Source organism: Nitrospinota bacterium, assembly GCA_009873635.1.
GTDB lineage: Bacteria > Nitrospinota > Nitrospinia > Nitrospinales > VA-1 > LS-NOB.
Map to the genome: position 1 here is coordinate 25,749 of WAHY01000001.1, position 24,540 is coordinate 50,288.

The window sequence follows — 24,540 nt, forward strand, 5'->3', positions numbered from 1 at the left end:
GGATCTCAATAATTTAAGTAACCTAAGCCTGCTAATTAAGCAATAATAGGGATTATCCTACCGCATATAAGATATACTACAACTCAAGCTAAAGAATTGGGCTCTAACTTCAGATAAAACTATCTATATCTGCTTATGCATCAATCAAAGTTAAAACTTAAAAAGCCATTGTTACTTCTAGCAACAACAATGCTTCTCACTGTGTCTCTAATAATTTATTTTTTTAATATCGGATGGGAACTTTATATTAAAGAAAAGAATTCTTTAGCAATACACGCTTCAATTAATAAATTGAGCGATAGGATTCTTTATTTAGATGAAGTGCTAACTATGTCCGCCCGCTCTTATATCTTGACGGGAGAAATACAATGGAAAGATCGTTATAACATCTACGAGCCTGAATTGAAAATTGCTATTGATAAAGCCACAGCCTTGTCCTCAAAAACCAACCTGCAACGATTTATATCAGAAACAAAAGATTCCAATGATGTGTTGGTGTCTTTAGAACGTAATGCGTTTTTAGAGGTAAGTCGAGGCAATCCTCAAAATGCAAAAAGCATCTTGTTAAGTAGTGATTATGCGAAATATAAAAAAATTTATTCGAATGGTATTAGCAGGTTTTTAGAAGGTGCTAAGCTTGAAACAAAAGAAAAGGTTTTAAAATATAAGCAAACTTTCCGCTATTATTCTCAAATCCTTATAGTTAGTCTTTTAGTCATTTGGGTTTCCGTATTACTGCTTTTTTGGAAATATTTTAAGCAGAAAATGATAGCGGAAAAAATGTTAATCGAGAGTGAAGATAGGCTTAGAGTCCTTGCAGGATTGTCGTATGACATCTCTTGGCAGTGGGACATTATTAACGGAGAGCATAAATGGTTTGGAGATATCGACACAACTCTTGGCTATGAGCAAAACGAATTTCCAAGAACTATTGAAGCCTTTGAAGAAATTATACATCCCGACGATCGCAAACGAGTAATGGACAACCTAAGCAAACATCATAAAGAACATGTGAAATGGCATGAAATATACCGAATTATAAGAAAAGATGGTGTTGTTAGATTATGGGATGATCGTGGCGAGACAGTTTGGGACAAGGACGGCATACCGCTCGTTATGACGGGTGCGATCATGGATATTACAGAGTTGGACCAGTCTAGATCGGAAATGGAGAGTATCAGTAAGGAGCTTACACAGCTTATTGATACTGCAAATGCTCCTATATTTGGAGTTGATACAAATGGCAATGTTAATGAGTGGAATCAAAAGGTAGAACAGATAACCGGGTTTACTAAGGATGAGGTTATGGGGCACAACCTGGTTGAAACGAGAATAACTGAAGAGTTTAAGGAGTCAGTACAGGAAGTTTTAAATGAGGCTCTGAAAGGTAATGAGACTTCAAACTACGAGGTCCCCCTTTTTACTAAAGGTGGTGAAAGGGTCGTGGTCCTTCTCAACGCTACTACCAGAAGGAATCCACAGGGTCAAATTGTTGGTGTAGTAGGTGTTGGACAGGATATTACAGAGAAGAAAAATGCTGAGAAGGAATTAGAAGTTTACCGTAACCACCTTGAGGAATTAGTGGCATCGAGAACAAGTAAACTGAAAGAATCTGAAATTACCCTTAAAAAATCACGCGAGGAGTTGAGGAGTTTGCACAATAAACTACAAAGTGCTGTTGAAAATGAAAAAATAAAAATATCAAGAGAAATCCATGATGACCTGGGACAGACATTAACTGCAATAAAGCTTGACCTGTCTTGGCTAGAAAAAAGAATTCGCACTGGTTTCTCTGAGCCTTCGGTTCATGAAAAATTCAAATCCATTAAATTACTTCTGAATGATTCGTTTGAAACCATACGTAAGGTCTCAACAGAACTTAGGCCGCAGGCGCTTGATGTGATGGGCTTTCCTGAGGCTATTAAATTTCAGTCTGAGAAGTTTTCGGAGAATACTAATGTAAAATGTAAGTTAAATATTCAACCTGATAAAACCCAGCTACATCCTGACTTGTCCACAGATTTATTCCGGATTTTACAGGAGGGACTTACAAATATTTCACGCCACGCTCAGGCAAGTAACGTTAAAATTGAATTTTTTGAAAATGGAAGTGATTATATCCTTTCTATCCAAGACGACGGTATTGGGATAGATAATTTGAAAGTCAGTGATTCAGGTTCTTTAGGGTTATTAGGGATACGTGAACGTGTTCTTCAATGGAATGGTCAGTTTAAAGTCGATGCATTAACTGATAAAGGTACTCTGTTAAACGTTACAATTCCCAAATCAAATAATAACAAATAGTTCGAATCCACTAATCAACCAACCACGAAGTAAATTTTATAATCCTCTTTGCTACAGAGATCTCCTTAATTTACCCATGGTGGTGGTCAATGCGATCCTAATCCAACTTTTGACCCTACTTCTGGTACTTGTTGTAACCAATGCGAGTCTAACCCCGCATTCGTTGCTGGAGATCCTCATCCTATTCCTTTAGGTAATGACCAACGAGCCGAGATTATATGCACATAGATTATTTAAAAAATCAATCTACAACGGGATAGGAGCAAATCCAGAAAGGATGAGAGCAGAAGGTAACAGACAGGATGTTTGGAAGGAGAAAGATAATATATTTTTATGGCATTAAGTAAAAACTGCTTATTTTCAACTTAGTCTTGCAGTCATAAGTCATAATACTTATCACAACCCCAGCTCTCAAACATCGCCACCAGTTCCTGAGATATAACAACATGCATAAAACACATGACAAACTAAATTTTAAGAATTAGCCAGTGGGCCACATTTATTGAACAGGACAAAGCTATAAGATTTCACTGGAAATTATAGTCACTTGGCCTTTATTCTCTTCCAAACTTTCTGAGACCGATTCATTTGAGAGAGGTTGTCGATCTCAGCCCATTGAAGATCTTCAATCATCAAAAACGATATTTTATGTTCATCAGCAACCTCTACCATACAACCCATATCATAACTAAGTGTTTGGTTTGATCCCGCACATTCCACGAGCTTGCCATACAATTGTTGAGAAATTTTAGCAATGCCAACATACTCTCCAACCAGGTTTTTAATATTATCCCGTTCTTTTGAAATACCTGTCACACGATTTTCGACCGCATCCACATATACCTCATCTCCTGCATTCGTTTTTCCCGATAATAAAAGGCAGTCTTTGTGAGGAGTGCGAATAATTTCTGCTATTGCATCCGGGTCATATATCAAGTCGGATTCCAACAAAATAAAATCTCTATCAACAAATTCCTTAGCACACCCGAGTGAATACATGGTTCCAGTCTCGGAATACTTGTCATTTTTAACCGTTATTACTTCTGGATATGTCTCCTTTAGATTTTCATAATACTCAGCTTTATGACCCGTAACGATCAATATTTCCTGAATTCCATTGGCAATCAAAGCTCTCAAGGAATGCTCAATAATAGGAGTTTCTCCAAGCCGGATAAATCCCTTTGGCATATGCTCGCCGATTTCTTTCAGCCGCAAACCCATTCCCGCTGCTAAGATAACTGCCTTGGTGATAACTTGATTCATCAAAATGATTGTATGGGCTGAAGAATTTTTAACCGGAATCCTGACCAGACTTCAAATAAGCAATAGCCCGGTCCAGTTGCAAGTGGCTTCCAAAAAGGATAAGAGTGTCTCCAGACATCACGGTAAACTCAGAATCGGGATTAGGGTGAGCCTTGTTATTTCTAACTACCGCAATGACCACAGCTCCCGTTCGATCGGTAATATTTATATCACCCAGCATTCTCTCACGTGCCCAGCTTTCCTGCAAAACTAAATAGGACTCTGTAAGGGTAGCTGTAAGGTATGTGGAAAATTTTTTCAGGCTCTCGGAATTTAATGACAAGCCTCTGAACATGCTATAACCTTCCAACCTGATCAATTCCACCTGTTGTTCAATAATATTATTTGGAATGCGGTAGTCCTTGAGGACCCGCGAAAAAATTTCTATGGAAGTTTCAAATTCTTCCGGAATCACTTCATCCGCTCCGGCAGTTTTAAGTTCCTCAACCTGTTCCGTTAATCGGGTTCGAACCATTATCTTGACTTCAGGATTAATCTTTCTGGCAAGGCGCACGGATCTTTCTGTTACCGTATAATCCGGGATTGAAAAAACGATCATCCTTGCGTCCTGCAACCCAGCCCGGTTCAAAGTTTCCTCATGAGTACAATCACCATAATGGGTGGTGATACCCTCTGTTAAAGCCCGTTTAACCTGCTCCCCGTTCAGATCCAAAACCATAAAAGGAGTCTGCGTTTCAAGAAGCACCTGGGCAAGTGTCCTGCCTCCGAGTCCATATCCCACTATGATGACATGATCTTTAAGTTCAGACACAGGTTTTGGACTCGAATCGTTTTCTGCAGATTTCCATTGGGAAAACAATTTCATGGAAAACACCGAAGATGCCTGTATCAACAAAGGAGCAAAAAGCATTGAAAGAATCGAAACAAGGAGCAGTAACTGATAATGATGAGGATCAAACAACCCCTGATCCATCGCCATAGCTGAAAGGATTAAAGAGAACTCCCCCACCTGCGCCAACCTCATCCCAACCACAAAAGAAATCCGCACAGGCACCCTGACCAGTAAACAGGACAGAAAAGCCAGCCCTCCTTTAGCAAGTACCAGCAGAACAAAAAATTCCAGGCAGAGCCAGATTGAATCCATCAGAACCTGCGTTTGAAGAAGCATACCGACTGAAATAAAGAAGATACTACTGAAGTAATCCCTTAGAGGAAGAACATCTAGAATGATCTGGTGGTTGTACTCGGACTCGGAGATAATCATGCCAGCTATCAAAGCACCCATCGCCAGGGTCAAGCCCATTTTCTGTGAAACCCAGCCTGTAGCCAGAATGATAAATAATACTGACAGTGTAAGATGTTCCTTATTGCCGACCCGTGCTATCCAAATCAACGCCTTGGGAACAATCAGCCGGGAAAGAAAAAATATTGCAACCACAGCGGCCAATGACTTAACCATGGCTATTGTAAAGTCCGCACCAGAATTGACTTCTGACTGTGCAAGAAGGGGAAAAAGCAACATGATGGGGACCACGCATAAATCCTGAAATAGAAGGGTACCGATACATATCTTTCCATGCAAAGTATCGATCTCTGCACGATCAGTGATCATTTTCAGGACAATCGCAGTACTGCTCAACGCAACTATCAAGCCAAAAGCTATGCTCTGGTTTTGCTGGAATCCCATTTCCATAAAAACAAACCAGACAAAAACAGTTGTCAATCCCAGTTGCAGACCCCCAACACCTAGAACCGAAGTCAGGTTTTTCAGCAGACGTCCAAGAGAAAATTCCAACCCTATTACAAAAAGAAGAAGGATGACCCCAATTTCAGCCAGTTCTTTTACAGATGCGACATCGGAGATCAGCTTCAAACCATAAGGGCCTATCAAGATCCCTGCAATGAGGTAGCCCATGACAGAGGGCAGTTTGATTTTGTGGAAAAACAGGTTGATCGGAAGGGAAACCAGCAATAATACGGCTAAATCTTCTATTAAATGAACCATATATTCATCCCGCTAGCCGCCGAAAACAGTAACTGATCAATTCAGACAAAAGCCCTGCAGGTATTATACTGATTCTATTTAAGGAAAGAAGAGTTATCAAACAATAGAAAACCCCCATTCCTCCTGACTGGAACAGGGGCTTTCAAATGAACCTGAGGTCAAACAAACGGGACTCTGGACGTATCCCGAATTGGTGTATGGTGCTTAATTTTTATTCGTTAGCAAAACGAAGGGCCAGGGCAAAGTCTTCCAACCCGTCTTTTTGTGCTATAGCAGCTATATCCGAATAGGAATCTTGTCTGTCGATAGACTGGGCTGTAATGGAAGAATCATCCAATCCCTTCCGAACCTTTTGTACCAGATCCTCGAGAATGTACTGAAATCCTCCCTGATCCAAAGCGTTTTCAATATTTCCCCAAAAGTCGGCTACCGGGTCTTTCATGATCCGATCCCCCTAAAAAAATGGTTGCGTAAAAACAATTTCCAAAAGGAAACTTTCTCCACTAACCCATCGGCAATATGAACGGAATCTTCAGTCTGGTCAGACACGAATAACTCTCTGAGAGGATTTTGAGTTGGTTAAAAAAAATCAAACCCCCGCAAATGCGACCGAAAACTCCAAAGAATTTAAAAAGAATGAAATAACTATAAATAAATCAATAGCTTTTGTCAACTTTTTTCTAAAAAATTTTATTCCAACATTGTCTCTAAAAATAACTAAACCTTATTTTACAATAGTTTACATAGTCCGGAATGAAGGGGAAAACCCTGTCAACAGAACCACCAAGATATTGATTTTAAATGACTTATTATTAGGCGGGGAGAACGACGACAAAAGAAGGAGCCTAAAGGGGCTGAATCTTACGGCCGCAAGAGAGGGAAATTGCCTGGCAGGGCTATTTTAGGATTCAAAGTAGCTGGCTCCACACCCTTCCATTTCACAGATCTCAACCCGTTTCACACGCGTGGTTTGAGAATTGACCTGTTCCTTGAGTTCATGGAACAACCAGTGGGCAATATTTTCAGCAGAGGGATTAAGTTCATCAAAGGGGGGTATTTCATTGATGTTTTGATAGTCCAGTTTGCCCAGTATCTCTTCTACCATCTGTTTTAATTTCACAAAATCGATACCGACTCCCATTGTATCCAGTTCGTCAGCTTCAACTGTAACCTGGGCCGACCAGTTATGACCGTGCAGGTTTTCGTATTTGCCATCATAAAGCCTGAGTTGATGAGCAGCGGAAAAACCTGTTTTAACAGTAACCTCATACATGTTTTACTCCAATCAAATTTAACAAGCATCTATCCAACAACCGCATGAATGCATTCATGAGCCGTGTTCAACATATACTCTATCTCTTCCTCGTTGATGATCAAAGGCGGGATGAAGTAGACCACATCTCCTAATGGACGTAAGAAGAGTCCTCGCTTTAATCCTTCCAGATACACCTTGTAACCCACACGTTCTTCAAAGGGAAATCTTTCATTATTCTTATTGACCAGTTCCACAGCAGCGATCATTCCAGTCTGCCTGAATTCTCCCGCTATTCCCTCAAACTGTTTTCCACATTCTTTAATGGCTGAGATTTTGGGTTTAAGCGTAGCAAGAAAATTGTTTTCCGTAAGCATATTCAATGTTTCATTGGCCACAGCGCAGGCAAGAGGGTTCGCCGAATAACTATGACTGTGGATGAATAGTTTTAAATCTCGATGCTCACCGTAAAATGCCGAATAAATTTCTTCAGTGGTCAGCGTCGCCGATAAAGGAAGATAGCCAGAAGTGATTCCTTTAGACAGACATAAAAAAGTCGGATTAAGATCGTGTTCCCCGCAAACAAAAAGAGAACCTGTACGCCCGAAAGCAACAGCGATTTCATCAAAGATCAAATGGATTCCCAATGTCTCACAGAGCGTTTGCAGTTTTTTCAGATAAACCGGTGGATACATCATCATACCCGCAGCACCCTGCACCAAAGGCTCTATGATTACCCCGGCAAGAGTATTAAAGTTTTCATTCAAAGCTTTTTCCATCGGCTCAAAACATTCAGCATTACAACTTTGCCTTTGCAACCCATAAGGACAGCGAAAGCAGTCCGGGCCCTTTACTGGCAACTGTCCTGCAAGAACCTTTTCAAACTTTGTCCTGAAAATATCCAGCCCGCATACAGATAGAGCACCCAGGGTTTCACCATGATATCCGCCTTTGAGGTAAGCGAACCTGACCTTTTGCGGCTCCCCTTTCTCCTGCCAATATTGCAGACTCATTTTTAAAGCCACCTCTACCGCCGTGGAACCGTTATCGGAGAAGAATACCTTCTCAAGTCCGGTGGGAGAAAGATTCACAAGAGAATCTGCAAGATCAATGGCGGGCTGATGGGTTATACCCGCAAACATCACATGTGCCATTTTTTCCAACTGTCGGGTTAAAGCAGTATTGAGCCTGGGGTTATTATGGCCGAACAGGTTCACCCACCAAGAAGAGATAACATCCAAATACCTCTTTCCTTCCTTGTCATAAAGATAGATGCCCTCTGCCCTGTCAACCAGTATGGGCGGAGTGGTTTCATAGTCCTTATGCTGAGTGCATGGGTGCCATACCCGATGAAAGTCGCGAACAAGGTCTGAATTAATTGCATCGTTCATAAAACAGCCTCTTCACAGATTGTATCGGGTGGGAGAAAACTCAGGGATTTCATCATCTATGGTTTCTCTGATTACTCCAGACATATATTTCGCCTGATTTGGAGTCAATAATATTCCGTTGCGATAATGACCGGAAGAATAAAACAGGTTCTCATACTTCGAGCTTCTTCCCATTATAGGCATCAGGTCTTCAGCAGCGGGACGCAAGCCTGTCCAAGATTCGATCAAGGGTGCCGTCTTGAGATCAGGAAGGATTCTAGAGGCATTTTCTATCAATCGGTCGATCACTTCATCTTCTATCGAGGGGTCAAACCCTCTATCTTCCATGGTCGAGCCAATCACCAGCCCATTACCCTCCCTCCAGGGTGCGATATAAGTCATCATTCCGTGTATTGTATAATTCATAAAGTTATCGTCCAACTGCACCCTGCACATTTGACCTTTGATCGGTTTCAAAGGAATCGACACCTCCAGCACCCTGGCTAGCTGGGAAGACCAGCTCCCTGATGCCAGAACAAACCTATCACCCTTAATATTACCGGAATCTGTCGCCACTGATGAAATGGTCGAACCGTTTCGAATAAAACCAGAAACATTTGCCTCAAGAACATGGGTCCCCAGTTTTCTGGAGGCCTGCATGAGTGAGTCGTGCATCTGCCTGTTATTAACCTGCCCTTCGCCCACCCACATCACTTCACCACATTCTTCCGATAAAAAAGGCGCTTCCTGACGAACTTTTTCCACATCCCATATTTCATGCGGAATGTTTTCGCGGTCAAAAAACCCTTTTCGCTCTTCCCAGGTTTCGATGTAATTGGATGAGGGCATCAAGGAACCCGCTGACGAAAAAAGGACAGGAACTTCACTGACTGAAACAAGCTCTGAAAGAAACTCTGGAAACATATCCAGGGAATCCCGGCAAAACCCGAAAAACCGATCCGCCTTGTCACACTCACAAAATGGGGCCAGCATTCCCGCTGCAGCACGAGATGCCTGAAGTGAGTTGACCGGGTCCCCCAAAACAGCAATTTTCAGCTCTGGAGCGTCCTGCTTGATTCGAAAGGCAATACTATGGCCGATAACCCCCGAACCAATGACCACCACATCAAAGTTTTCTTTACCCATAAAACCGGTCCTTTTCACCTGAATTCTGGAATTAACCAATCCCGCCTTATAACATCAAGTCACTTGCCACTTCAAACCCGATTATGATAGTTTAGAAAACTAATTGGCAAATTTAATTAATTATCCAGAACTCAAACCCGACGGGTATTTCCCTAAAAATCATTATGAATGAAAAAACAGAAACAAGCAGTAACCCGGAAAAAACAGGACAACGTATTGACCCCATTCTCGAGCACCTGGAAGTAGAAGGTGCAGAAGTTGATAAAGATCTCATCCGCAAAAGGTTTATAGATATATGGGAATATGAAAAGGGTGATGAACTGGACGAGGAAGAGCAATACCTCACCACTGTAGCCGCCTTTATCTATAACGCGCACAACGTACTGGATGATGCGAATATTAGAATGGATAAAGCACGGGAGGCAATCGTCTCTGCTTTAGCCGCATGGAAAAAACCCCAGCGCGATAAAATGATTGAGAAAGAGAAAGCGTCTGACAACCCTTTTAAAACTTTTATCGAGAATCACCAGCCTGAAATTGATGAAACTCATGTCTGGAAACATTTTCTGCTGGAACATAAAAAAGCCGATGAAAAAAACTGGGTTTTTAAAATGAAGAAATGCTGGTTTGCCGCTTTTTTCATTCGATTCGGAAGAACAGACTATATCGAGACAGCCTGCGGGTTTGACAAAATCCCATGGGAAGCCCGGCAGGACTATGTTGATTTGAAATTGAGCAACCTCTTTGCTCAATTAGGTACTATTTGCCAATTCGATTACAAACCGGCAAAAGAGAAATAGCTCCCACAACAGGGGAAGCAACGGTTTTTTGAGCTATCACAACACGTTGCTCGCCAGCAGACTTCAACGTCTATCATTACCGGGCCTGGCCCGGCCACTGGAGTGGCCCCATCAAGAAACTAGCCTACTATATCAGCAGTCATGGTTACGGACATTACGCCCGGTCCATACCTGTGCTCAACCAGTTATCCAACGACTTTGACATCCATATAAAATCGAAAGTTCCAGAGTCTTTATTCTCCCTGGGATTTAAAAAACCCTTTCGCTACTTGTCACAGCCCGTGGATACAGGGTGCTGTCATTCAGACTCCCTTGAAGTAGATGCCGAGGAAACATTCAAATGCTTAGTAGATTTTCAAAACCACTCATGGGTCGACGCAGAAAAAAAATGGCTCCAGGAAAATCAGGTAGATATAGTTCTCTCTGACGTAGCCAGCATGCCATTGAAAGCTGCCCACAAACTTGGCATCCCCTCAATCCTGATAGGAAACTTCACCTGGCATGATATTTACTGCCACCTGCCCGGAGCGGACAAGCATAAAGAGTTACTAGAAACTCTGGCAGAAGATTATAATTGCGCTGATTTGCAGATCCTTCCTCAATGCCATTTACCACCACCGGCAAACAGAGAAAGTAAAGAAGTGGGATTCCTGGCACAGAATGGTCAGAGCAGACGCAAAGAACTTGAACAACATCTAGAGATTTCATTTGAAGATAAAACCCTGGTCTTCATTTACCTGGGTTTATTGGGCACCGATTCCGTAAAGTGGGAAAAACTTGCGCAAAATAAGGAATGCCTGTTTCTGACTCGTGATCCAATTAAGAATCCGCCATCAAACCTGTATAGGCTGGATGACCGGTTCACTTTTCCTGACCTTATTGCCAGTGTAGATGTGGTGTGCACCAAAGGAGGCTATTCAACAATCGGCTCAGCTTTTACCAGCCATAAACCGGTTATCACCTGTGAACGTCACGATTTTTATGAGTTTATGGCAATTCGTGAATATTTATCAAAAACCCAAACAGGGGTTATTATAGAAGATGAAGATTTTTATCGAGCTAACTGGGACAGAAGCATCAAGACAGCCCTCAGCTTGACCGTTAAGGATAAAGTCCCCTTGAACGGGGAAATAGAAATATTGGAAACTTTGCATAAGATGCTTTCATGACTATTCCCGATATCACCCTTATCATCACCAACTGGAACGGTAGAGAACTGTTACGGGAGTGCCTGCCCAGTGTACTCAAAGCCGTTGCCTATGACAAAAAACGGTCTTATGAAGTCATGGTGGTGGATGATTGCAGTTCCGACGATAGCCTGGAGGTTCTGGCCCGGGAATTCCCAGCCGTAAGAGCAGAAAAAACACCCGTCAATTACGGGTTCCATGGAGCCAACAATTTTGGTGCCAGTTTGTCCCGTTCGCGCCTCATCATGCCTATGAATAATGACATAAAGCTGGATGAAGATGCTTTGTACCATCTTGCAGAACATTTTGAGGATGGCAAAGACACATTTTCTGTCAGCGGAAAATTTTACGCTTTTGACGGAACCACATTTCTATATGGCAACCGTGGGGGTTATTTTAGTAATGGACATTTTTATCTTTACGAAAAGGAACCGGATGATAACAGTCAAACCCTGTTTGCCTGTGGAGGAGCCTTCATGGTAGACCGGGAAGGCTATTTAAAGCTTGGCGGATTCGACCCTGTTTACCACCCTCTATATTATGAAGAGATTGACCTTTCATACCGTGCCCTGAAAAGGGGATGGAAGGTTTTATATGAACCCAAATCCATCGCCTACCATAAAGTGCAATCAACCATCACAAGACAGGAAAAGAAAAGACAGATTGGGTTGATCTCAGCGCGCAACAATTATCTTTTTGTCTGGAAGAATATTCTTGATCGCTCCATGACGAATCAATTCCTGTTTTATATCCCTGTTTTTTTGATCCGTGACCTTTTTCGCCTTAAGAGCAGGTTCTGGATTGCCTTTTATATGGCACTCAAAAGGCTGCCCATAATCCTCAAGGCGAGGCAAAGGGAAAAAGTGGATGTGGTTTTCAGCGACCGTGAAATTTTAGAAAAGATCAATCAACCTATGGCTGGAAACAATATACAATAACCCTGCCCGGCAAACTAAAGATTGGCTTGAGTCCAGGGGCCACTTTCATAATGTATATACTTGCAAGCGTTGCACCAGCTATCAACAGTTTCTTATGGCAAAAATCGCAATCATCTGCAAAGTTTCATACACCAAGGGCATGGGCCATTTGGTCCGCCAATCTCATATCGCAAAAAAATTGCGTGGACGAGGAAACGAAGTCACCTTCTTTATACCCGACTACCCACCCGCTGAAGATTGGCTTGATGATCGCGGTCTCACCCATATAAAGGCAAACGATACAGAAAAAATAAGCTCCGACCTCATAATCCTGGATACCCAGGACACTACATCAGACTTTATAAAAACGATCAGGAAACAAAATAAAATTGTGGTCAGCTTTGAAGATCTGGGTGAAGGGCGTAACCACGTTGATCTCCTTATCGACTGCAATATTGAATATGAAAAGACAGAAGGACTAAACGCACTTTTTGGCCACAACTATTCCGTTATGGCAGAAGAGTTTGAGACTTACCATTCTAAAACGCGTGAGTTTAACAATCCGATGGAATCGGTTTTGATAACCTTCGGAGGGACCGACCCACATTCTCTAACTCAAATAATTATCAGAAAACTGGTATCGATCAGGCCCAGCCTTTCGATAACAGTCATCGCAGGCCCCGGGAACAAAAACATCGCCAGCCTTAAAAATTTGGCAAATAATGATGAAAAAATACAACTGCATGAGTCCACATCAGAAATGGCCCAAACCCTTTTTAATCATGACGCGGTATTCTGTGCTGGAGGGGTCACTCTGCATGAAGCGATGGCGGTCGGCACTCCTGCCTTTATCATCAACCAGGTAACACATCAGTCAGCAAAGGCAGACCGTGCAGAAAAACAGGGTGCTGCCATCAACCTCGGCATGGCCGACTCATGGGACGAAAATCAACTGCCGGAAATATTGCAATTGAACGCTGGGGTTCTGGAAAAAATGAGCCGGGCGGGTAAAAACTCTATCGATGGGAAAGGACTGCAAAGGGTCGTCGAAGCAATTGAACTCCTTTTATAAAGTGGCAGGCAATAAAAACCCACCATTCTTCGCTTAATACCTGAAAATAGTTTGAGACTTATTTCCTATTATCTTTTGGTCCTGCCAGCCGGTTCATCCTTTTTAAAAAAGCCTGCCCAGACTCAGGAACCTTGATTCCTTCTTGCCCGCTAAGCAGGCTGCGGTTTGATACCGCTTGCTGGTAATATTCGTAATTGGCGTGTTTGTCCGAAAAAATTTCTGTCCCTTCAAAGGAAAGGCCTGCAAACAATCCCTTGATACGAGAATACGCCAACATATCATTTTCGCTGAGCAGCTTGTCCAGATCCAGGTCTAAAGTTTTGCCCACCGGACCAACAGCAATTTGTGGTCCCTCTGTCAAACTGTATTTCCTTTTGAACAACTGCCTGAGCCCCTTGTTCGTCACAACTAAAAGCACCAACTCTGCTTTCTGGATTCCCGCCTGGATTCCCCAACTTGCCTGCCGCGATTTGATAAAAGCCGGTGGATTCCATTTCCCGGTTTTAGGCGAACGAACTACCACCACCCCTCTTCCAACACGTGCACCGGCAATTGCAGCCGCCTTCACCAGGTTTGGAAACACAACGATTGCCTTGGTGTTTTCTAATAGAACTTGCGGAATACCCGCTTCACCGATCACTCCGTCAAGTGTTTGCTCTGCATCGAGAAGAAGCTCGGTATGTTGAAAAGGGTTTGAATCGCTGAAAGGAGAAGAAGCGCATGCAGAAGCCAGCAAAGCAATAAGGAAAATAAGTTTTCTCATAGCTCAAGATTAATTGAAAAGAAATAACACAGGTAAGTATAACCCGGTTACAGGGAAAGGAGATGCTTTTATTCAGGAGGGTGAAATCATTGGGCAGGCGAAACGGGACGCAACCCCCATTTCACCTGCCCGGGTTCCAGTTTTAACTGGAACAGATAAACATCCTCAACAACTTAATGGGGAAAGAGTTTTTTCATTTAAGTATTCCGTGACAAAAAAGTCGCAAGCCACTACTGCCAGCTCCATAGGCTTGACGGGTTTTTTCATGCAATCATAGATGCCTGAAGATTCCTGGCAAAGTTCCGTTACTTTTTCTTTACCACTAGCCAGAAAAATTGTTTTCGTTCGTACTTTTTCAGGAAGATGCTGCAGGAGAACCAACCCAGAACCATCCGACAGATATTCATCAACAATAAACAAATCATAATCTTCGAAATTTATATCTTTCAAATCGGTTCCATCAGAAAAAGCGACGCAATGATCGAAACGAGTCAGCATGATAGCCAGTTTTTCTCTCTCTTCTTTATCCGCGTGGAACATTAAAACTTTCATAGAAGAAATATTCATGCGCCCACCTCACTTCCGGAAAAGCCTTCCAGGCAACGCTTCAAAGCTGAAACACTGCTTGAATGACTGCGCTCAAGAGGAATTCCAAACTCCCGGGCAACGCGGGTGGCTTCTTCAACCATGGGGTGGGCAACTGTTCCGGTAAAAATAACAATTCCACTAACCCCCGACATTCTGTTGGCCAGTTTGGGAATTCTTTTACTGAAAACTTTTCCTCGATATCCCATATCCCGGCACCCTTTTTCATAAGATCTACGTAACCGATCTAATCCACCAACAATCGCCACGCTCATTAGAAAGCCTCCTAATTAAAGCTTGAAAATAAAAGCTGTTATTTAATTATTGATAACCATTCTCAATTTAAAAAAAGGCAAATTTTTTTTCTTCAGCCTAGTAAAAAAAAGCCTCTTTTTCTTTAATATCCAATACAAATAAAGCCTCATCAACATTTTTTACATTCACGGGTCTCGATTTTGAAACAGAACGAATAGAAACACCCCCGCCACATTCGTTCATACAAGGAACGCGACAAATGTTAAAAGCATCGCTTATCTCACGCAACTCTAAAGCAATACGATCAGATGACCATGCTTCACAACATGGACCATTACATATTTCTAAATCTATTTTACGCATCGAATGACACCGCTAATTGATAACTGTTATCAATATACTTCATAACGACAAAACTGTCAACAACTAAAGGGTATTTCTGGAAAAAATATAAGTCGTTTATTATCAATAATTTATTATATATTTAATCATAATACTTGCTTTTTTTTTTATTTTATCATAAATTTTTCACCATAAATTGAAAATGATAATCTTTATCAAAGTTTAGGTAATGTTTAACGAATTAGATATTTTTAAGGACTTCCTTCATCAACAACAGCTTAACTGGACTCCGCAAAGAAAGAAAATATTAGAGGTTTTATTATCTTGTGAAAAGCATATATCTATCGAACTCCTGCATGAAAAAATCCAAGAACGCTACCCATCTATAGGAATATCAACCTTATACCGGACTTTAAAACTTTTGGTCGACTGTGGGTTGGTAGAAAGTCATTCTTTCAAGAGCGGAAAAAAAACCTACGAGCTAATATTAAATGTTGGTCATCATGACCATCTGATTTGCACTCAATGCGAAACAACCATAGAGTTCGAACACCCTCTTATTGAAAGGTATCAAATGGAAATTTGCGAGCGTTATAATTTTATATTAATGAGTCACAAAATGGATTTATTTGGTGTTTGCAAAGATTGCAGAAATAAATAACTTATTTCTCCATAAAAAAATCCTGACTCAGCCCTTACAGGTTGAATCAGGAATTTTTTGCCTTACAACAAAGGGTTTTAATCTATCTTTAATTATTATCCTTGCTCATGTTTTCCATCATATAATTTTTAATCCCAATATCCTTGATGCGGTTGAACTGGGTTTCCAACCAGTCGACACTTTCTTCAGTTTCTTCGAGAATACGGTCTAGAATTTCTTTCGAACCAAAATCAGATTTATCAAAACAGGTTTTGATATGCTTGCGAAGGCGGGTTACATGGGCAAGCTCAATTTTATATTGGTTCTTCAATTGTTCCTCAACACTATTTCCAACAAGAACCTTTTCGTACTTCTGCATATTTGGCACACCATCCAAAAAAAGAATCCGTTCGATCATCTGGTCCGCGTGTTTCATTTCTCCCATAGATTCTTCTCTGGAGTGTTGCGCAACTTTTTCATAACCCCAGTCTTCCTGCATTTTGTAATGGATATAATAAATATTGATCGCTGTCAGTTCCGCCATCAGCACATCATTTAAAGCATTGATTACCGCCTTATCACCTTTCATTGTTTTTCTCCGAATTAACCATCGTTAAAAATCGCTCCTACTTATTCAAAAATACCAAACTAAAAAAACAAGTCAACTCTTTTATTTGCAATGAGTTACAGGATAAATTAAAAATGAAAATCCATATCAATTAGTTTTTTTCTCTTGAAAAAAAATAATCACGAGTAAAGGGTTTTACCCGTCAACACAGGTCCATCAGCATAAACATCTATTACTGACTCTTGATAAATTGATAAAGGCTATCAAAAAAAGGGAAGAATTTTTTTGGAAAAAATGCGAAAAAAGCTGTTTCCTAAAACGCAGTCCGGCCATCGAGGCGAGTCATGACTTCCGCTCCGGTATCGGTCACACAAATGGTGTGTTCGAACTGCGCGGAGAGGTTGCCATCCTGAGTTACAGCAGTCCATTTGTCAGAAAGAATCTTCAACTCCGGCTTACCCATATTAATCATGGGTTCAATGGTGAACACCATCCCTTTTTTAATCTCCAGACCTTCGCCAAAATTTCCATAATGCAAAATCTGCGGTTCTTCATGAAAATTATTTCCAATACCGTGCCCACAAAATTCTCTCACCACTGAATAGCCGTGGCCTTCGGCAAATTGCTGGATCGTCGCACCAATGTCTCCCAGGCGTCCACCGGGCTTGACGCACTCAATGCCTTTCTGAAGCGACTCCTTGCAGACTTCCACCAGCTTTGCCGCTTGTTTGCGGGGTGAACCGACAAAAAAAGTACGGCTGGTATCTCCATGAAATCCCTTAAAGTAAGTGGTGATATCCAGGTTGATAATATCTCCATTTCTTAATTTTCGACTTGAGGGAATGCCGTGACAAATCTCTTCATTGACGGATGAACAAATACTTTTAGGAAATCCTCGATAGTTAAGGGGTGAAGGAACCGCCCCGTGAGACACAATATAGTCGTGACAGATTTGATCCAGCCTTTCGGTGGTCACTCCGGGTTTTACATAAGGCTCTATCATCAGGAGGACTTCTGCTGCAAGCTGGCAGGTTTCCTTCATGGTATTTATTTCTTCATCTGTTTTAAAATGAATCATGAGTATAACCAAACTCCTTGATAGTCCGCTTCTGGTCTCTCCAGTTTGTCTTGACTTTTATAAATAGATTTAAAAAAACCTTCGCACCCAGACGCTTTTCGATTTCCTGACGTGCCTGGCGTCCAATGCTTTTTAACATGTTTCCCTTCTCTCCTATTAGGATTTTTTTCTGGGAATCCTTCTCCGCATAAATCGTTGCGTCAATCTGGATCACGCCATTTTCCTGTTCATACATGTCTTCGACCACAACCGCTACCGAATGCGGCACCTCAAACCGGGTGAGCTTTAAAATTTTCTCACGAATGATCTCACCAAAAAGGAAGGTCTCGGGACAATCGGTCACCATACCTTTCGGAAAGTATTCCGGCCCTTCAGGCAAATAGTTTACTATCAGGCTTTTTAACTGATCCAGCCCGTCTTCCTTAAGTGCCGATACGGGTATGATCTCCTCAAAGAGCTTCTTTCGACTCATCTCATCGATTAACGATAGAAGCCTGGGTTTGTTCACCAGATCAATTTTATTAATCACCAGAATCTTTTTAGTCTGCACCTCCCGCATTGTGTTGAGAACAAACTCATCTTCGACACAAAACCCGGAATCCGCGGAGAGCATAACCAGAATCAAATCCACATCCGAATAAGTGCTGACACTGGCCCGCACCATCATTTCATTCAAAGTCCGGTCGGATTGATGGATCCCCGGTGTATCTACTAAGATGATCTGGGCACCCGAAAGATGCAAAACTCCAGTGATCTTGTTCCGGGTCGTCTGGGGGCGGTTAGAAGTCACCGCTACCTTTTGAGACATCAAGCGGTTCAAAAGTGTAGACTTACCCACATTAGGCCTGCCGACAATGCTGGCGTATCCCGACTTGAAAGAATCTGCCATGGTTATCGGTCGGTCAGGGAAGGAATGTATATCAATAAAGTTCGCAAAAGTTCCACGCTGTAAGCTAAAATCGGTTCAATAGGGTTTCAAACTTATTTAATAATACCATGTCCAATCCAGGAATCTACCTCCACATTCCTTATTGCCTGCATAAATGCGGCTACTGCGATTTCAATTCCCACCCTGAAAACAGGGAAGAGGAAGAAGTTTACGTTTCAGCACTGATGTCAGAAATCGACCATTACGCTCAGCAACTCGAAGGGAAAACCATCTCCACAGTTTTTGTCGGAGGCGGCACCCCCACCCTTCTTCCCCCGGAACATCTTGATAAAATTCTCGGCAGCATTAAGACTCATTTCAACCTCAGTCAGGATTGTGAAATCACCATAGAAGCCAACCCGGCAACGATAAAGCAGGAAAATCTGGCCGAGATCCGTTCTTCAGGGTTCAACCGGATCAGCATCGGGGTGCAGTCTTTCGACACTGACGAATTAAAACTTCTGGAACGTGTGCACAATGTCGATGAAATCCACACCACGATAGACCGGGCACGACGGGCTGGATTCAACAACCTCTCTCTCGATTTAATGTTTGGCCTGCCCGATCAGTTGCCGGAAAAGTGGATGTCAAATCTACACAACGCTCTGGAAAAAAATCCTGACCATATTTCCGCCTACGGTTTGACCATTGAGCCGGCTACCTCTTTCTTCAAATTGCATGAACGTGGACTTCTCACCCTGCCTTCTGAAGAAACTCAACTGGAAATGTTTCAGTCAACGATTGAAACGTTGCAGTCGGCAGGTTACCAGCAATATGAAATTTCAAATTACGCGAGAACCGGGTTCGAATGCCGGCATAACCTGAATTATTGGGATAATGGAGAATACCTCGGTCTCGGTGCCGGCGCTTCTTCTTATTTAAATGGAGAACGTTTTAAAAACACCGCTTTGCCTTCGCGTTACATACGTTCAGTTCGTGAAGACGGTGCTGCAGTAGAATCTACAGAAACGCTCACCCCGTTGCACTCCATGGGTGAAACCATTATGCTGGGACTTCGCCGCCTGAAAGGCATCGCCATTGAAGATTTTGAAAACCGTTTCCAGATATCATTTAATAAAGTATACGGCAAAGTGATCGATCCTCTCCTCAACGAAGGGTTGATCACCATCAACCAAAACCACATGGCCCTGTCGCGCAAAGGACTCTTCCTCGCTGATTCGGTCATCTTAAAATTCCTGGCCTGACGCAATGACCGATTTCAAAAAACTGACTGAAATAGTCGACACGCTTATGAGCGAAAACGGTTGCCCCTGGGACAAAGTCCAGACAAGGGAAAGCCTGAAACCCTATTTAGTGGAAGAAGTCTACGAAACCCTGGAAGCTCTGGATAAAAACAATCCAGAAGAAATCAAGGACGAACTGGGAGACCTTCTCTATCAAATCCTGTTCCACGCAAAAATTTCTGAAAACCGTGGCGAGTTCAACATCAACGATGTGGTGCAGTCCATCAGTGAAAAAATGGTGCGGCGCCACCCGCACGTTTTTAAAGATGGAAATCTGGACACTCCCGATCAGGTCGTTCATCAATGGGAAGAAATCAAAAAACAGGAAAAAAACAATTCCCACCGCAAATCGGTGCTGGATGGAATCCCAAAACACCTGCCCGGACTCCTCCGTGCGCAAAAACTACAAAAAAAAGCCGCCAAGCATGGGTTCGATTGGGACGAAATCACCGCAGTCTTCGACAAACTCGATGAAGAAGTCGCCGAGTTCAAAGAAGCTGTGCTATCAGGAAAATATGCCGACATTGAAGGAGAACTGGGGGATATTTTGTTCGTGCTGGTCAATATCGCCAAGTTCAAAAAGATCGACGCGGAAGAAGCCCTTCGCACCACCAACAACAAATTCATCCAGCGCTTTCAGTACATCGAGGAACAAGTCGCGAAAAGCGGCAAAGAACTGAAAGACACTCCCCTGGAAGAACTGGAAAAGTATTGGCAAGAAGCCAAGGAGGGCAGGCCACCAGTGTAGCCACTGGGAGCAATGGGGCCAATGGCAATCACTTTCTCAGGCAAACAACAATTCATCTCGGCTTAACGAGTCGTAGCTATCTGCCTCCCCTGCCAAGGGGCGAACCGCCGAAGACATGAAACTTTTTACCCCGCCCTACCCCTTAACAAACCAATGAATCCTCGCCCCTCTAGGTAGACGTGATATTTTTCCTAATCCTTCGTGCCCCTGTGATATATCCAACCATTGTCTTCATGCCCCGCAGGGGTAGGACAGGTAGACCCCTTGATCTAAATGATTCCTCTCCCTTCAAGAGACCTTTGTATAAGTCTAGCATTTAGGGATGAGTTATAATTTCTGGGTTGTTATTTTTCAAGAACCGTTGGAGGGTATGTGATGCAGAAGAAACTGGGTCAGTTGAGTTTTGCGGATGATTTGGCGGGAGGTGCGGCGAACTTTTTACGTGAAGTGGAGGACGTTTTAGATTGGGATGGAATCGCCATGGAACTGGATGGCATTTACAATTCTCCAACGGGTCGTCCTTCTTACCCTCTTCTGGTGTTGTTCAAAGCCCTTTTGTTGCAGCAATGGTATAGCCTTTCCGATCCGGGTTTAGAAGAAGCCCTGTCGGATCGTATCAGTTTTCGGCGTTTCGTTGGTTTGAGTTTGTCAGACCCGGTTCCGGATCATTCAACCATCAGCCGGTTTCGTTCCAGATTGGGCGATCGTTACGAGGAGTTATTGTCAAGACTGAACAGTCAGTTCGAGTCCGATGGACGAATAGTGAAACAGGGGACGTTGATCGATGCGTCGTTTGTCGGATCGTCAACGAAGAAGAAAACGGTAGATCCTGAAACCGGACCCGTGTGGAAGCGCAAGGCGGATTCGCGTTTGGGTTACAAGATGCATGCGTCCGTTGATCAAGGAACGGGCCTGGTTCGTCGTGTGGTCGTGACTCCGGCAAATGTAAACGAAACGGATGTAGCGGACGCATTAGTCATGGGCGATGAGCAAGCGGTTTATGCGGATAAGGCGTATGACACGCATGCAAGACGCCGGGGACTCAAGGAGAGAGGCATATTTCCCGGGATCATGCACCGACCCAACAAACACCATCCCCTCACGCAAGAACAGATGTTGTTCAATAAAAAGCTGGTTAAACCACGTGCACCCGTGGAGCATGTATTCGGGATACTCAAACTCCATTACCGGTTGCGGCGAACGCGATATATTGGATTGGCACGGACGGCAGTTCAGGTCACTTTGGCCTGTATGGCGATGAATATAAAACGAACTCTGGTTCTGGCAAAAACTTAAGAGAGCATGTGCATAACAAGGAAAAAGCTTGAAAAACGTAGTGAGTCGCAAAGCAAACAGCAATAAAAACCGAAAAGGTTAAAGCAATTTACCTGGCAAATAGTCTGGTGTTCTGCATTTCAAACATATTTAACTAAAATGACCCCTTACGCAAAGGTCTCTCCAGGGGAGAGGAAGCAAAAGGTTATTCACTGGCCCCACGCCGAGTGGAAGTTATCTACCTTTTCTTGCTTTTCTTTCGGAACGCATGGAATCCATTTTTTCTTTATATTGTTTCCGGCAGTTTTTCAGGTCCGCGCGCGACCCGGCAGATTTGACACAGCTTTCAAACTCGTTGAGCAGTCCGCGTTTTTTGTTGATGTGTTCTATGATTTGTCCTTTCCTTTCTTCAACCTTGTCACTGTTTCCCATATCTTCTGCGTAAGCCACGTTTTGGATCAGAAAAGCCATCACTGCAACGAACAGAAATTTTTTCATTTTATTTCTCCCTGAAAAATTTTGAATAAGAACAGAACCTGCCCCAACCATCAGGCTGGGGATGGGCGCTGATTTTAAGCAAAGTTTGCCCGCCAGGTTCTATTTTATTTAGAGGAAAAATGCGTTCTCTATTTTAACGGTAACCTTTTCAGGAATGACCTAGGTGATCTGATGAATTTGTGGCGCGGTAAGGACTAAAGTTTCCTCCCCTTTTGAAGGAGAGGAAACCGGTAAGAATACTATTAGAAGTGTTACGCTTGTCAGTCGGCTTTGGTGTAGATTTCGCTTCCCTTTTCAACGAAGCTTTCAGACATTTCTTTCATGCCTTCTTCCAGTGCCTGGTTTTCCTCCACGCCTTTTTGTTCGGCGTAGTCCCGAACATCCTGCGTGATTTTCATCGAGCAGAAATGCGGACCGCACATGGAACAGAAATGCGCCACCTTGGCCGAATCTTTCGGCAGGGTTTCGTCGTGAAACTCCAGGGCTTTTTCCGGATCGAGCGAGAGGTTGAACTGGTCTTCCCACCTAAACTCGAACCGGGCTTTACTGAGCGCGTCATCCCGAACCCGTGCGCCGGGGTGGCCTTTTGCCAGGTCTGCCGCGTGCGCCGCGATCTTGTAGGTGATAACGCCTTCTTTAACATCCTGCCTGTTGGGCAGTCCCAAATGCTCTTTCGGAGTGACGTAGCAGAGCATGGCGGTGCCATACCAGCCGATCATTGCCGCGCCGATGCCGCTGGTGATGTGGTCGTATCCCGGTGCGATGTCTGTGGTCAATGGACCTAAGGTGTAGAACGGAGCTTCGCCACACTCTTTCAACTGTTTTTCCATATTCTCTTTGATCATGTGCATGGGCACGTGACCGGGACCTTCGATCATGGTTTGCACTTCGTGCTTCCAGGCGATCTTGGTCAGTTCACCGAGGGTTTCCAGCTCCGCGTACTGGGCTTCGTCGTTGGCGTCGGCGGTGGAACCGGGACGCAATCCATCGCCCAGTGAAAAGGAAACGTCGTAGGCTTTCATGATTTCGCAGATTTCCTCAAAGTGTGTGTAGAGGAAATTTTCTTTATGATAAGTGAGACACCATTTTGCCATGATCGCGCCGCCGCGTGAGACGATGCCGGTCACGCGTTTGGCTGTCATCGGCACATAGCGCAGAAGCACTCCCGCGTGAATGGTGAAATAAGAAACGCCCTGTTCACATTGTTCGATCAGGGTGTCTTTATAAATTTCCCAGTTCAGGTCTTCGATCTTGCCGTCGACTTTTTCCAGTGCCTGGTAGATGGGCACGGTGCCGATGGGAACCGGAGAGTTGCGCAAGATCCATTCACGCGTGGTGTGGATGTTTTTTCCAGTCGAGAGGTCCATCACATTGTCGGCCCCGCAACGCGCGGCCCAGACCATCTTTTCAACTTCCTCTTCGATGGAGGAGGTGACCGCCGAGTTGCCGATGTTGGCGTTGATCTTGACGAGAAAGTTTCGTCCGATGATCATCGGCTCGGCTTCCGGATGATTGATGTTTGCCGGGATGATGGCCCTGCCCCGTGCGACTTCGTCACGCACGAATTCTGGAGTGATTTCTTCCTGCAGATTTGCGCCGAAGGAGTTGCCTTTTAATCGTTGTTCACGTTCCGCGTCTTCGATCCACTGCTTACGCTTTTGATTTTCGCGAATGGCGATGAACTCCATCTCCGGAGTGATGATGCCCTTTTTCGCGTAATGCATTTGCGAGACGTTTTGTCCCGGCTTGGCACGCAGAACCTGCTTGCGGGTTTTGGGGAACCGTTCTGTATTGGGGTTTTCGCCTTCGCGGTAGCCATCGTCTTTCGGCAGAATGGTTCGCGCGTCGTAATACTCAACATCTCCCCGGCCCATGATCCATTCCTGGCGGATCTGCGGCAGTCCTTCACGGATATCAATTCTGGCGTTCGGGTCGGTGTAAGGTCCGGAAGTATCGTAGACGAGGATGGAACTTTCGTCATTGTGTTTGTGGTGACCGTTGCCATTACCATTTCCGTTACCGCTGACCGTGTTGGAGCTGGACAGTGAAATTTCCCTGAAAGGGACTTTTATATCCGGGTGCAGGGTTCCACCGACATAAACTTTTTTAGAGTTGGGGGAAATCGGGTCGGTAGAAATTTCGACCTTTTCATCGGTGGCGCCGTGTCTGTTGCCATTACCGTTACCATTTGACTGTGTCATAGCGAGTTGCCTCCAAAGTTCTGCGTATATTCAGATGAATGTTTTTTTATATATTTTGAGTCCCAGATATCAGAAATCACGGCGACCCCGAAGGCGCCA

25 protein-coding genes are annotated in these 24,540 nt (G+C 43.5%); 9 read left to right on the forward strand and 16 right to left on the reverse strand.

Annotated features, from left to right (window positions below; genetic code table 11):
* Positions 1-135: 135 nt before the first annotated feature.
* A complete protein-coding gene (locus tag F3741_00155; GenBank protein MZG29215.1) occupies positions 136-2,304 on the forward strand; it encodes a PAS domain S-box protein in 2,169 nt (722 codons plus the stop codon).
* Positions 2,305-2,847: 543 nt separating this feature from the next.
* Here the strand turns inward: F3741_00155 and F3741_00160 are convergent.
* The 6 genes from F3741_00160 to thiO all read right to left on the reverse strand — a co-directional run bounded on the left by F3741_00160 (position 2,848) and on the right by thiO (position 9,340).
* Positions 2,848-3,567 carry a phosphocholine cytidylyltransferase family protein gene (locus tag F3741_00160; protein MZG29216.1) on the reverse strand — a complete coding sequence of 240 codons (720 nt, stop codon included), beginning with the start codon at positions 3,565-3,567 and terminating at the stop codon, positions 2,848-2,850.
* A 28-nt stretch (positions 3,568-3,595) separates the two neighbouring features.
* Entirely contained in the window at positions 3,596-5,572 is a 1,977-nt protein-coding gene (locus F3741_00165; GenBank protein ID MZG29217.1) for a potassium transporter Kef, read from the reverse strand.
* A 211-nt stretch (positions 5,573-5,783) separates the two neighbouring features.
* Entirely contained in the window at positions 5,784-6,014 is a 231-nt protein-coding gene (locus F3741_00170; protein MZG29218.1) for a hypothetical protein, read from the reverse strand.
* A gap of 459 nt (positions 6,015-6,473) precedes the next feature.
* On the reverse strand, positions 6,474-6,845 hold the full coding sequence (locus F3741_00175; GenBank protein ID MZG29219.1) for a 6-carboxytetrahydropterin synthase: 372 nt from the start codon (positions 6,843-6,845) through the stop codon (positions 6,474-6,476).
* A 29-nt stretch (positions 6,846-6,874) separates the two neighbouring features.
* Entirely contained in the window at positions 6,875-8,215 is a 1,341-nt protein-coding gene (bioA, locus tag F3741_00180; protein MZG29220.1) for an adenosylmethionine--8-amino-7-oxononanoate transaminase, read from the reverse strand.
* Between the two features lie 12 nt (positions 8,216-8,227).
* Positions 8,228-9,340, reverse strand: coding sequence for a glycine oxidase ThiO (gene thiO / locus F3741_00185; protein ID MZG29221.1), 1,113 nt, complete (start codon positions 9,338-9,340; stop codon positions 8,228-8,230).
* A 164-nt stretch (positions 9,341-9,504) separates the two neighbouring features.
* Here thiO and F3741_00190 point away from each other — a divergent pair, with 164 nt between their 5' ends.
* The 4 genes from F3741_00190 to F3741_00205 all read left to right on the forward strand — a co-directional run bounded on the left by F3741_00190 (position 9,505) and on the right by F3741_00205 (position 13,316).
* On the forward strand, positions 9,505-10,140 hold the full coding sequence (locus tag F3741_00190) for a hypothetical protein (GenBank protein ID MZG29222.1): 636 nt from the start codon (positions 9,505-9,507) through the stop codon (positions 10,138-10,140).
* A gap of 173 nt (positions 10,141-10,313) precedes the next feature.
* Positions 10,314-11,309: a hypothetical protein gene (locus tag F3741_00195; GenBank protein MZG29223.1), complete on the forward strand. Its 996-nt coding sequence runs from the start codon at positions 10,314-10,316 to the stop codon at positions 11,307-11,309.
* Complete coding sequence (locus tag F3741_00200; GenBank protein ID MZG29224.1) at positions 11,306-12,265, forward strand: glycosyltransferase; 960 nt, start codon at positions 11,306-11,308, stop codon at positions 12,263-12,265. Before F3741_00195 ends, F3741_00200 begins: the two co-directional genes overlap by 4 nt.
* A gap of 94 nt (positions 12,266-12,359) precedes the next feature.
* The gene (locus F3741_00205) at positions 12,360-13,316 is read left to right on the forward strand and encodes a hypothetical protein (protein MZG29225.1); all 957 of its coding nucleotides are present in this window, start codon (positions 12,360-12,362) and stop codon (positions 13,314-13,316) included.
* 58 nt (positions 13,317-13,374) lie between these two features.
* Here the strand turns inward: F3741_00205 and F3741_00210 are convergent, their stop codons facing one another.
* The 4 genes from F3741_00210 to F3741_00225 all read right to left on the reverse strand — a co-directional run bounded on the left by F3741_00210 (position 13,375) and on the right by F3741_00225 (position 15,282).
* Entirely contained in the window at positions 13,375-14,079 is a 705-nt protein-coding gene (locus F3741_00210) for a lipid-binding SYLF domain-containing protein (protein ID MZG29226.1), read from the reverse strand.
* Between the two features lie 165 nt (positions 14,080-14,244).
* A complete protein-coding gene (locus F3741_00215; protein ID MZG29227.1) occupies positions 14,245-14,646 on the reverse strand; it encodes a response regulator in 402 nt (133 codons plus the stop codon).
* Positions 14,643-14,939, reverse strand: coding sequence for a DUF2325 domain-containing protein (locus F3741_00220; protein MZG29228.1), 297 nt, complete (start codon positions 14,937-14,939; stop codon positions 14,643-14,645). The genes F3741_00215 and F3741_00220 overlap by 4 nt, the downstream gene beginning before the upstream one ends.
* 97 nt (positions 14,940-15,036) lie before the next feature.
* Complete coding sequence (locus F3741_00225; protein MZG29229.1) at positions 15,037-15,282, reverse strand: hypothetical protein; 246 nt, start codon at positions 15,280-15,282, stop codon at positions 15,037-15,039.
* A 208-nt stretch (positions 15,283-15,490) separates the two neighbouring features.
* Between F3741_00225 and F3741_00230 the strand changes: the two genes are divergently transcribed.
* Positions 15,491-15,922, forward strand: a complete 432-nt coding sequence (locus F3741_00230; protein MZG29230.1) for a transcriptional repressor — start codon at positions 15,491-15,493, stop codon at positions 15,920-15,922.
* 88 nt (positions 15,923-16,010) lie between these two features.
* Here F3741_00230 and bfr read toward each other — a convergent pair whose 3' ends face one another.
* The 3 genes from bfr to F3741_00245 form a co-directional block, all read right to left on the reverse strand.
* Positions 16,011-16,490, reverse strand: a complete 480-nt coding sequence (gene bfr, locus F3741_00235) for a bacterioferritin (protein ID MZG29231.1) — start codon at positions 16,488-16,490, stop codon at positions 16,011-16,013.
* 292 nt (positions 16,491-16,782) lie between these two features.
* Entirely contained in the window at positions 16,783-17,547 is a 765-nt protein-coding gene (map, locus tag F3741_00240) for a type I methionyl aminopeptidase (GenBank protein ID MZG29232.1), read from the reverse strand.
* Positions 17,534-18,436, reverse strand: a complete 903-nt coding sequence (locus F3741_00245) for a GTPase Era (protein MZG29233.1) — start codon at positions 18,434-18,436, stop codon at positions 17,534-17,536. The genes map and F3741_00245 overlap by 14 nt, the downstream gene beginning before the upstream one ends.
* A 107-nt stretch (positions 18,437-18,543) precedes the next feature.
* Between F3741_00245 and hemW the strand changes: the two genes are divergently transcribed.
* The 3 genes from hemW (at position 18,544) to F3741_00260 (ending at position 21,763) form a co-directional block, all read left to right on the forward strand.
* Positions 18,544-19,680, forward strand: coding sequence for a radical SAM family heme chaperone HemW (gene hemW / locus F3741_00250; GenBank protein ID MZG29234.1), 1,137 nt, complete (start codon positions 18,544-18,546; stop codon positions 19,678-19,680).
* 4 nt (positions 19,681-19,684) lie between these two features.
* On the forward strand, positions 19,685-20,467 hold the full coding sequence (gene mazG / locus F3741_00255) for a nucleoside triphosphate pyrophosphohydrolase (GenBank protein MZG29235.1): 783 nt from the start codon (positions 19,685-19,687) through the stop codon (positions 20,465-20,467).
* Between the two features lie 372 nt (positions 20,468-20,839).
* Complete coding sequence (locus F3741_00260) at positions 20,840-21,763, forward strand: IS5 family transposase (protein ID MZG29236.1); 924 nt, start codon at positions 20,840-20,842, stop codon at positions 21,761-21,763.
* Between the two features lie 213 nt (positions 21,764-21,976).
* On the opposite strand, the gene F3741_00265 is transcribed toward F3741_00260, so the two are convergent.
* From F3741_00265 to F3741_00275, 3 genes are all read right to left on the reverse strand, one after another.
* A complete protein-coding gene (locus F3741_00265; protein MZG29237.1) occupies positions 21,977-22,240 on the reverse strand; it encodes a hypothetical protein in 264 nt (87 codons plus the stop codon).
* Positions 22,241-22,500: 260 nt separating this feature from the next.
* Positions 22,501-24,378, reverse strand: coding sequence for a phosphomethylpyrimidine synthase ThiC (thiC, locus tag F3741_00270; GenBank protein MZG29238.1), 1,878 nt, complete (start codon positions 24,376-24,378; stop codon positions 22,501-22,503).
* Positions 24,379-24,437: 59 nt separating this feature from the next.
* Positions 24,438-24,540 (reverse strand): thiamine-phosphate phosphorylase (locus tag F3741_00275; GenBank protein ID MZG29239.1); only part of this gene is annotated, 103 nt, incomplete at its 5' end.

Bases quoted from the DNA above. Each gene is read 5' to 3' on its own strand.
- mazG (MZG29235.1), top strand. From the start codon at position 19,685: ATGACCGATTTCAAAAAACTGACTGAAATAGTCGACACGCTTATGAGC.
- F3741_00215 (MZG29227.1), bottom strand. From the start codon at position 14,646: ATGAATATTTCTTCTATGAAAGTTTTAATGTTCCACGCGGATAAAGAA.
- F3741_00220 (MZG29228.1), bottom strand. From the start codon at position 14,939: ATGAGCGTGGCGATTGTTGGTGGATTAGATCGGTTACGTAGATCTTAT.
- F3741_00230 (MZG29230.1), top strand. From the start codon at position 15,491: ATGTTTAACGAATTAGATATTTTTAAGGACTTCCTTCATCAACAACAG.
- thiO (MZG29221.1), bottom strand. From the start codon at position 9,340: ATGGGTAAAGAAAACTTTGATGTGGTGGTCATTGGTTCGGGGGTTATC.
- F3741_00175 (MZG29219.1), bottom strand. From the start codon at position 6,845: ATGTATGAGGTTACTGTTAAAACAGGTTTTTCCGCTGCTCATCAACTC.
- F3741_00200 (MZG29224.1), top strand. From the start codon at position 11,306: ATGACTATTCCCGATATCACCCTTATCATCACCAACTGGAACGGTAGA.
- hemW (MZG29234.1), top strand. From the start codon at position 18,544: ATGTCCAATCCAGGAATCTACCTCCACATTCCTTATTGCCTGCATAAA.
- F3741_00160 (MZG29216.1), bottom strand. From the start codon at position 3,567: ATGAATCAAGTTATCACCAAGGCAGTTATCTTAGCAGCGGGAATGGGT.
- bfr (MZG29231.1), bottom strand. From the start codon at position 16,490: ATGAAAGGTGATAAGGCGGTAATCAATGCTTTAAATGATGTGCTGATG.
- F3741_00165 (MZG29217.1), bottom strand. From the start codon at position 5,572: ATGGTTCATTTAATAGAAGATTTAGCCGTATTATTGCTGGTTTCCCTT.
- F3741_00225 (MZG29229.1), bottom strand. From the start codon at position 15,282: ATGCGTAAAATAGATTTAGAAATATGTAATGGTCCATGTTGTGAAGCA.
- F3741_00245 (MZG29233.1), bottom strand. From the start codon at position 18,436: ATGGCAGATTCTTTCAAGTCGGGATACGCCAGCATTGTCGGCAGGCCT.
- F3741_00170 (MZG29218.1), bottom strand. From the start codon at position 6,014: ATGAAAGACCCGGTAGCCGACTTTTGGGGAAATATTGAAAACGCTTTG.
- F3741_00155 (MZG29215.1), top strand. From the start codon at position 136: ATGCATCAATCAAAGTTAAAACTTAAAAAGCCATTGTTACTTCTAGCA.
- F3741_00265 (MZG29237.1), bottom strand. From the start codon at position 22,240: ATGAAAAAATTTCTGTTCGTTGCAGTGATGGCTTTTCTGATCCAAAAC.
- F3741_00205 (MZG29225.1), top strand. From the start codon at position 12,360: ATGGCAAAAATCGCAATCATCTGCAAAGTTTCATACACCAAGGGCATG.
- F3741_00210 (MZG29226.1), bottom strand. From the start codon at position 14,079: ATGAGAAAACTTATTTTCCTTATTGCTTTGCTGGCTTCTGCATGCGCT.
- F3741_00190 (MZG29222.1), top strand. From the start codon at position 9,505: ATGAATGAAAAAACAGAAACAAGCAGTAACCCGGAAAAAACAGGACAA.
- map (MZG29232.1), bottom strand. From the start codon at position 17,547: ATGATTCATTTTAAAACAGATGAAGAAATAAATACCATGAAGGAAACC.
- bioA (MZG29220.1), bottom strand. From the start codon at position 8,215: ATGAACGATGCAATTAATTCAGACCTTGTTCGCGACTTTCATCGGGTA.